General features: G+C 43.9%; 6 protein-coding genes. 4 read left to right on the forward strand and 2 right to left on the reverse strand.

The window, feature by feature from the left end; all coding sequences use genetic code 11:
• Positions 1 to 73: 73 nt before the first annotated feature.
• Together DN068_RS18195 and DN068_RS18200 are read right to left on the reverse strand one after the other, a co-directional pair.
• Positions 74 to 3,604 carry an NHL domain-containing protein gene (locus tag DN068_RS18195; RefSeq protein WP_111000374.1) on the reverse strand — a complete coding sequence of 1,177 codons (3,531 nt, stop codon included), beginning with the start codon at positions 3,602 to 3,604 and terminating at the stop codon, positions 74 to 76.
• A 424-nt stretch (positions 3,605 to 4,028) separates the two neighbouring features.
• Complete coding sequence (locus tag DN068_RS18200; RefSeq protein ID WP_111000375.1) at positions 4,029 to 4,301, reverse strand: hypothetical protein; 273 nt, start codon at positions 4,299 to 4,301, stop codon at positions 4,029 to 4,031.
• A gap of 283 nt (positions 4,302 to 4,584) precedes the next feature.
• Between DN068_RS18200 and DN068_RS18205 the strand changes: the two genes are divergently transcribed.
• From DN068_RS18205 to DN068_RS18220, 4 genes are all read left to right on the forward strand, one after another.
• Positions 4,585 to 4,992 (forward strand): helix-turn-helix domain-containing protein, encoded by a 408-nt coding sequence (locus DN068_RS18205; protein ID WP_111000376.1) that lies wholly within the window; start codon positions 4,585 to 4,587, stop codon positions 4,990 to 4,992.
• A 204-nt stretch (positions 4,993 to 5,196) separates the two neighbouring features.
• Entirely contained in the window at positions 5,197 to 6,405 is a 1,209-nt protein-coding gene (locus tag DN068_RS18210) for an AAA family ATPase (RefSeq protein WP_165836447.1), read from the forward strand.
• The gene (locus DN068_RS18215) at positions 6,386 to 7,054 is read left to right on the forward strand and encodes an RloB family protein (protein WP_111000378.1); all 669 of its coding nucleotides are present in this window, start codon (positions 6,386 to 6,388) and stop codon (positions 7,052 to 7,054) included. Before DN068_RS18210 ends, DN068_RS18215 begins: the two co-directional genes overlap by 20 nt.
• Before the next feature lie 127 nt (positions 7,055 to 7,181).
• Positions 7,182 to 7,685: a hypothetical protein gene (locus DN068_RS18220; RefSeq protein ID WP_111000379.1), complete on the forward strand. Its 504-nt coding sequence runs from the start codon at positions 7,182 to 7,184 to the stop codon at positions 7,683 to 7,685.
• The last annotated feature ends 628 nt before the right edge of the window (positions 7,686 to 8,313 follow it).

Raw genomic sequence — 8,313 nt, forward strand, 5'->3', positions numbered from 1 at the left:
CGGAACCGCACAAAAAAACGGCAGCTAATCAGCTGCCGTTGTACATTTTTGCCCACTTTGCAAAAATACTTAACTACTTCCCTACTACAAATCTTACCATATTGCTGCCATTCCCGCCATTGAGCTTTAAGAAATAGCTGCCTGCTGAAACATTTCCTGTTAAAGAGATTTTATGCTCGAACGCACCGTTGGAAACCTGGATTGTTTCCTGGTACACACTCTGACCAAGTGTATTGAATACCTCAAGCGTAACGGCATGCTGTGTTTTATTTTCCAATGAACCTTTTACGATAAAATCGCCGGTGTTCGGATTCGGATACAAACTCACGGAATTATTGTCTGCATTGATGTTTGCAACACCACTAGGCACAATTGCCACTGTAAATTTATTGCTGATTGCCGTATCGCCGCACGGATCTGTATTAGTAACTGTAGCAGCGATCTGATCGTTGTTTGCTACATCTGTACCTGCCAGTGCAGTATAAACGGATTGCGTCGCACCTGCAATCAGAACGTTATTGCGATACCATTTGTACTGTGGACTTGTGCCTGCATTTGCAGTACTGACTGTGAATGTGATCGGCTGGCCGGTAATAGCACCAGACGAAGGATTTGCACTCACTGTAACTACAGGAACCGCCGGCTGATTAACAACCATATCAACTGTAGCAGATACAACACCAGGATCAGCACAAAGCGCATTACTTGTCATCACACAAGTCACCGCGTCATTATTTAGCGGCGTAAAACTATACGTATTACCGCTGCCGTTTACACTCACACCATTTACTTTCCATTGGTACGCAGGTGCAGTACCGCCATTGATTGGCGTTGCTGTGAAATTAACCGGAGTGCTGCCACAGATATTATTCTGCGAAGGCGTGAGATTTACATTTGCGATCAGAATCGGATTTACTACTGCAGTATCATTGTACACAGCAGTTGCCTGAGTGAGACAAACTGCATTGCTGGTAATGGTACACGCCACTACATCTCCGTTTGTAGGCACGTATGAAAATGTAGCCACCGCTGTATTCGGACCTATATTCGCACCATTCACACTCCACTGATACGTAGGATAACCGCCGCCATTTGTAGGTGTAGCCGTATAAGTAACCGATGAACCCAGACAGATCGTGTTTTGAGATGGCGTAACGGTTACTGCCGGTGTTGTCGGAGCCGCTACGGTAGCCACAGAATTATTGCTGGTGTCTATGGCCGGGATGGCACAAGCGGCATTGCTGGTCATAATACAATTTACTACGTCGCCATTTGAAGGAATGTAGCTAAAGTTAGTACCAGTTGCGCCCATGCTCACACCATTCACCGTCCACTGATAGGAAGGGGCTGATCCTCCGTGGGATGGAATTGCAGTATATAACACTGAAGTACCGGCACATACGCTGCTTAAAGAAGGAGTAATATTTACCTGCGGCACTACAGAAGTTGTTACGTTCATTGTTACGTTATTGCTGGTTGCAGCTGCCTGGCTAACACAGGCGATACTGCTGGTCATCACGCAGCTCACAACGTTACCATTTGCCGGAGCAATGGTGAAACTTGCATTGTTTGTTCCTACAGCAGCACCGTTGATCATCCACTGATAAGAAGGCGTACCGCCATTGGTAGGGATAGCAGTGTAAGTAACCTGCGTACCGGAACAGATATTATTCTGCGAAGCACTGATGCTTACCGCTGTATTCACCACCGGATTTACGGTCATAACAATGCCGTTGCTGGCTATAACCGCAGGATTTGCACAACCCGCGCTGCTGGTCAGTATGCAACTGATGCTGTCACCGTCTGCCGGTGTATAGTTGAATGTATTGATGCTTGTACCTGCATTTACGCCGTTTACTAACCATTGGTATGCCGGTGTTGTACCACCATTTGTAATAGCAGCGGTAAACGTTACCGGTGTGTTGGCGCAAATATTGTTTTGCGGTGTTGTAATGGTGATTGATGGCACTACAGACGTAACCACGTTTGCCGTTACCGTATCACTGGCAACAGTAGCCTGTGTAGCACAACCGAGACTGCTGGTAAGCTGGCAGCTGATCATTTCACCGTTGGCAGGTGCGTAATTAAATGTGGTACTATTCGTTCCCATTGGTGCACCATTTACCATCCATTGATAAGAAGGTGTAGCACCACCGTTTACTGCTGTAGCAGTGTAAACAACCTGTGTACCGGAACACATATTATTTTGCGAAGCAGCAATAGTAGCAGATGGCACTAAAGAGGTACTTAACACCATTGTGATTGTATCGCTGTTAGCAGTAATTGGATTCACGTATGGATTGTTGCTGGTAAGCACACAGCTCACCGCATCACCATTTGCAGGAACATAAGTATAAGTTGCACTGTTGGTGCCAACTGACGCTCCGTTTACCATCCACTGATAAGAAGGTACTACCCCGCCATTTGTTGGTGTGGCTGTAAAAGTTATCGAAGTACCGGAACATACATTATTCTGCGAAGCAGCTATGCTTACCGAAGGATAGAATGGAACGATTTCGCGGATGCGGCTGTTGCCAAGATCCGCAATATAAATATTTCCGTTAGCGTCTACCACTGTGCCTGCCGGAGCCGACAACTTTGACGTAGTAGCCGATACGCTGTCGCTGCTGAAACCGTTACTCCCATTTCCTGCAATGGTAGTAATGATGCCTGAAACAGCATCCACTTTTCTGATTTTATTATTTCCTTTATCTGCGATGTAAACGTTGCCTGCCGCATCAAGAGAAACACCGTACGGGTTCAGCAATTTTGCACTCGCAGCTGCACCACCGTCACCGGTACTACCACCTCCGGTATTAACCCCAGCATATGTGCTGATGATACCGGTGGCAAAATCCACCTTGCGTATTTTACAATTTCCGTTATCTGCGATATAGATATCACCGTTGGGAGCCACAGCCACACCATAAGGTTTGTTCAATCTCACTGTGGAAGAGGTTGCCACAGCGCCGTCACCTGCATACGAACCAGAACCTGACGGACCATTACCAGCTACTGTAGAAATGTAACCGGTTGTATTCACCATGCGTATTCTATTATTGAGCTCGTCAGCGATATAAATATTACCGGCAGTATCAGTTGCCAGGCCGATTGGACTATTTAGGCTGGCATTGACAGCTAAGTTACCATCGCCTGCAAAAGTTGGCGTACTATTCCCGGCAAAGGTGCTGATATTGCCATTTGTAGCAATCTTACGGACTTTATTTCCGCCAAGCTCCGACACGTAGATATTTCCGAACTTGTCGACAACTATACCAGACGGACCTTTCAATGTTGCGTTTGTTGCAAGCCCGCCATCACCGGTAGAACTTGAAGTTCCGTTTCCGGCAATCGTAGAAATTATACCTGTAGCGGCGTCTACTTTACGAACCCGGTTGTTATTGTAATCTGCGATGTACACGTTATTGTTCGCGTCTAAAGCAACACCGTAGGGTTGGTTTATTTTTGCCGACTTTGCCTGAACATTATCTACAAAACCTGCGGCACTGGACCCGGCATAGGTCGTAATAATTTGAGCGGAAGCTGGCTTATAAGAGAGCACACTGCACGCGAGAAAAATCAAAAGGGAAATTCTTCTATTCATACGTCTAAAAATTGGAAGCGCAAATCTACCCCCAGTATTTGCTGATACTTTTCGCTAAAACGCCAATTTGCAGACTGAAATCATTGATTTATGATTCAAAGTACATCCAGAAGACACCCCGTATAAATACCTTTTCCCGTTGCACCAAACGCTACATAGTATATCATGGAAATAAATAAAAAATTGATAATGAATATATTTCCCTAATGAGAACTCTAAATATTTTTTCAGGCTACATCAAAAGCAATTTCTCCTAAACGGGATAAAAACTTACCGGGAAACAGGCATGCAAAAACAGAGGTATTGCATAATTTGAAAATATTAATATAATTAACGGCGTATACCTTTCTTTTTTTGCACCAGCAACTACACTCCGGTTCAGCCTGAGTTGCGTCGCACCCTTCAGCGCCAGCAAGGCCATTGATCAATCATTCACTAAAACAAACGCCGCCTCCACCACTTGAGTAACCTCCAACGCAAACGCCTGATGCGCCTTAGTTACTTCTTCCGGCAATGCAGGATTATTCAACGCATCGTTCAGCAACGAACCGAGGCAGGCACGAAAATCGGGCAGTGTGTAAAGCTCAAAGAAACGTTCCAGCACTTGTTTAGGATTCACCACGTCGGCGTCAGAAAGAAACATCGGTTGCAGCTCACGATCTGTACAGATAACACCGGGCATTTGTTTGCGATTCATAGCAGAATTTATTTTGTACAGCGAAGTAGCAACTACTATCCTTCTACTATAGTACGCGCTGTGCCTAAGTTAGCAACCGCGACACCGCGCAAAAACCGGTAACTCCGCCGCTAGGAAAGTATACACCCACACGCGTCACTGCGAAGAATGAAGCAGCCTGCGCAATGACATACAATAGGCACGCGAATAGACGCACGCTGAAAATAATACACTCAGATTTGTGGCGAAATAAGTGCAACTGTCAATTATCCATTGTCAACTGTCAATTGTTATATTTGTGTCTATGGCGAATCACAACAAAGCACATCACGGAAAAAACCTGCGCAAGTTTCGCGAATGGAAAGGCCTGAAACAAGAAGCCCTCGCCTTTGAAATGGGCGACGACTGGAGCCAGAAAAAAATCTCGCTGCTGGAACAAAAAGAAATAATTGATGACGCCATTCTGCAACAACTTTCTACAGTCCTGAAAATTCCGGTTGAAGCTTTTGATGCGCTGAATGAAGACCCAAGTGTAAATATTATTGGCAATACGATCACAGAATCAGCAGTTGGAATTAACCACGATACAATCATTAATCCCACAGAAAAATGGTTGGCCGCTTTAGAAGAAAATAAACAGCTTTACGAACGGTTGCTGCAAAGCGAAAAGGAGAAAGTTGAGCTGTTGCAAAGATTGTTGGATAAGAAATAGAGAAGCGCGGTGTGAGCCGCGCTTTTTTTGTGATTACCAGAAGAATGGTATATTGCGTGAAAATTTCACGCCATGTTAATCCGGTTTGTAGTTGACAATGTCCTTTCCTTCGGCGAACGAAAGGAATTCAATATGCTCCCTAATCCGAGATTGGGCACGCTTTCGCATCATAAATACTCGTCGGGTGACTTTTCATACCTAAAAATGGCTTCTGTTTATGGAGCTAATGCTGCCGGGAAATCCAATCTTGTTAAGTCTATAGCGCTGTTAAAAGACTTGGTTCACGGCGAGATAAGTACCTCCCGGGTAAAAAGAACCCAATTCAAGCTACGAAAAGCCGATTTGCCACAATTATTGGCGTTGGAATTTCTGCAAGACGGCATCCCATTTTATTATGGTGTTGAAATAACCGATGGACGAATCAGTACGGAAGAATTATACATATCGGGACTAGGAAAAGAAGATCGTTTAATTTTTGAACGAAAAATAAATGCAAATAGTCTATCAACTTTAAAATTTAATGAAGACTTCGAGAAAGATGAAAAAAGTTCTCTGTTAAAATCTCTTCTAGAAGACTTCATTCAACCCAGTGAGACTGCCTTGAAAATATTGGCTCAAAGGGCTGGCGAACATCTGAAAGAGATTCCAAAAGCATTTGAGTGGTTTCAAGCTCTTCAAGTTGTAACACCTAATGCAAAGCCTGGCGGGCTTGCGCATACAATCGATACCGATATTGATTTCAAATGTTACGCCGAGGATACTATTAAATCTTTCGGTATTGGCATCAGCGAACTGCATGTCGATAAAGCCAACGTTAAAGAAGTTTACTCAGACGAGGAAGTAGATAAAATTGAAGAAATATTTGCAGATATTAAGGACTCAAATAAAGAGTTTGTTGCCGATAGTCGTGGGAATGTCATTGCGGCAGATGGTAGTGAGATTGTGGTGAAGCAATTGGCGCTGAAGCATAAAGGTAAAGACGGCGTGGTGTCGTTTAGCTTGGATGAAGAATCAGATGGAACTGTAAGATTATTAGACTTGATCCCTGCTTTTCGAAGCATATTCTTGAAAAAGAAAGTCTTTATTATCGACGAAATAGAAAGAAGTATCCATCCTTTATTGATAAAAGAACTGGTAAAAAGGTTTTCATTGGATGAACAAACACAAGGCCAACTCATCTTTACAACCCATGAATCTTCGTTACTAGATCAGGAAATATTCAGACAAGACGAAATCTGGTTTGCAGAAAAGAATAATGAAGGTGTTACTGATCTATATTCTTTAAGCGACTTTAAAGAACATAAAACCATAGACATTAGAAAGGGATATTTAACTGGCAGATACGGTGCTATTCCATTCCTCGCGAATCTTGAAAACTTAAACTGGCACGGTTATGCTTCTGAGAAAAAATAGATCATTTGAAAGAACAGAGCCAAGCAAAGACGCTAAGAAAATCTATATTTTCTGCGAGGGAACAAAAAGGGAATTCCACTATTTCAATTATTTTAAAGAGATAGATTCAAGGATAAATATTGTAGTCCATGAATTAGATGATCAAGAAGATAACTCTCCCTTGGGATTATATGCCAAGGCATGTGCTTCTATAATTGCGACAGAAGAAAACCCAACACCAAAGTATGAATGTATTGAAGGCGATGAAGTGTGGATTGTTTTAGATACAGACTTAGATAAGGTAGATTCCAGAGCGGCCAAGATTGAGGAAGTCAAGAAAAAATGTAATGAACAGAATTGGGATGTAGTAGAAAGCAATCCGTGTTTTGAAGTCTGGCTCTACTATCATTTTGCGTCTGAAAGACCACAAAACATCGGAGACGACCATTTAGCGTGTATTACCTGGAAGGGAATTGTGAACCGAGAAATACCGGGTGGATTCAATTCACGAAAACATCCGCTTAATATTGAAACTGCAGTTGAAAATTCGTCTAAGAACTACGAAGATTCTAATGGCCGGCCGTCGGTGGGTACAACACAGGTATTTAGATTATCACAGAGTTTTCTTCCTCTTTTGAAAGAAAAGCTTGACAAGGCAAAAGCTGAATAGTGTGAATCTCACTAAGTCTCAATATTTTAAAGAGCCGTGCGGCGCACGGCTCTTTCTTTTTAACATTTCCTTGCAAAATCCGGCACGCTAGTTGACAACAGAAGGTTAATCAAAACAACTCTCTGTTATGAATAAAATGATTCAGCAGCGCATTGCAGACGCAGTGCTCACCAGCTACCAAAGCTCCGTAAACGATTTCAGAACCACATTGCTGCCTTTTGTTGTGTCGCTTACCGGCGTAGAGAAACAAGGCATCCGCGTAATGGCGGAGGGCCGCGAAGGTTATGTTCGCCTGTTGTCGCGCATTGCGCTGGCCCACCCCGATTGTCTCAGCCGCAACGATGATCCGCAGCTGCTCGCAGATGCGCTCGATTACGACCAGCACCTTGAAGATCTCCGCCAATCGCTCATGGCACTTTCTGAGCTCATCAACAATATCCAGATCGCCAACAGCAAAGACATCATGCAGTATGCCGATCACTATGGAGCTTCTTTGCAGGTAGGCCGGTCCGGAAATAGCTCGCTCGATTCTGCCATGCATGAAATTGACGACTGGAACAAACGCTACGGCGTCAAAAAAGCTGCTACTGACGCAACGGCGAATAACGCCGCTCCAGACAACCAACAATAAACAATTGACATTCTTACAAATAGCCTCACATATCGTGGGGCTTTTTTATGCATAACACCCTTTCCGGCGACCTATCAAATCATTAGGTCGACCTATTAAATCGATAGGTCCACCTATTAAATCATTAAGTGGACCTAATGGTAGGAATAGGTCCACCTATCAAATCGATAGGTAGAGCTAATGGTGGGATTAGGTGGAGCTAATGATGTCAATAGGTGGAGCTATTCAATTGAAAGGTGGAGCTAATGGTGGGATTAGGTGGAGCTAATGAAGTCAATAGGTGGAGCTATTCAATTGAAAGGTGGAGCTAATGGAGGGATTAGGTGGAGCTAATGAAGTTTATAGGTGCTGCTATTGAATCGATAGGTTGGGTCATTGGCGTTTTACCTCGGCGCGAAATCAGATCCCCACTTCCTCGTGCCTCGTCATCGGGATGACAAACGCGAGTGTTTTTTTCCATGTCACGTCGACAAAGGAGACGTCCCGCGAAATGTAGATACGCATTTCGCGGGATCCCTCTTTCATCGGGAGGACAAACGCGAGTAAAACATTCTATGGCAAACATAGGAGGACAAACGCGGGCGCGCTATGTATCATGAGCTATACAAAAACACGGTCCTTTAGATTT

It is taken from the genome of Taibaiella soli (genome assembly GCF_003236175.1).
Taxonomy (GTDB): Bacteria; Bacteroidota; Bacteroidia; order Chitinophagales; family Chitinophagaceae; genus QKTW01.

Coding starts and splice junctions, on each gene's coding strand:
- DN068_RS18205 (WP_111000376.1), top strand. CDS start 4,585: ATGGCGAATCACAACAAAGCACATCACGGAAAAAACCTGCGCAAGTTT.
- DN068_RS18200 (WP_111000375.1), bottom strand. CDS start 4,301: ATGAATCGCAAACAAATGCCCGGTGTTATCTGTACAGATCGTGAGCTG.
- DN068_RS18210 (WP_165836447.1), top strand. CDS start 5,197: ATGGCTTCTGTTTATGGAGCTAATGCTGCCGGGAAATCCAATCTTGTT.
- DN068_RS18220 (WP_111000379.1), top strand. CDS start 7,182: ATGAATAAAATGATTCAGCAGCGCATTGCAGACGCAGTGCTCACCAGC.
- DN068_RS18195 (WP_111000374.1), bottom strand. CDS start 3,604: ATGAATAGAAGAATTTCCCTTTTGATTTTTCTCGCGTGCAGTGTGCTC.
- DN068_RS18215 (WP_111000378.1), top strand. CDS start 6,386: ATGCTTCTGAGAAAAAATAGATCATTTGAAAGAACAGAGCCAAGCAAA.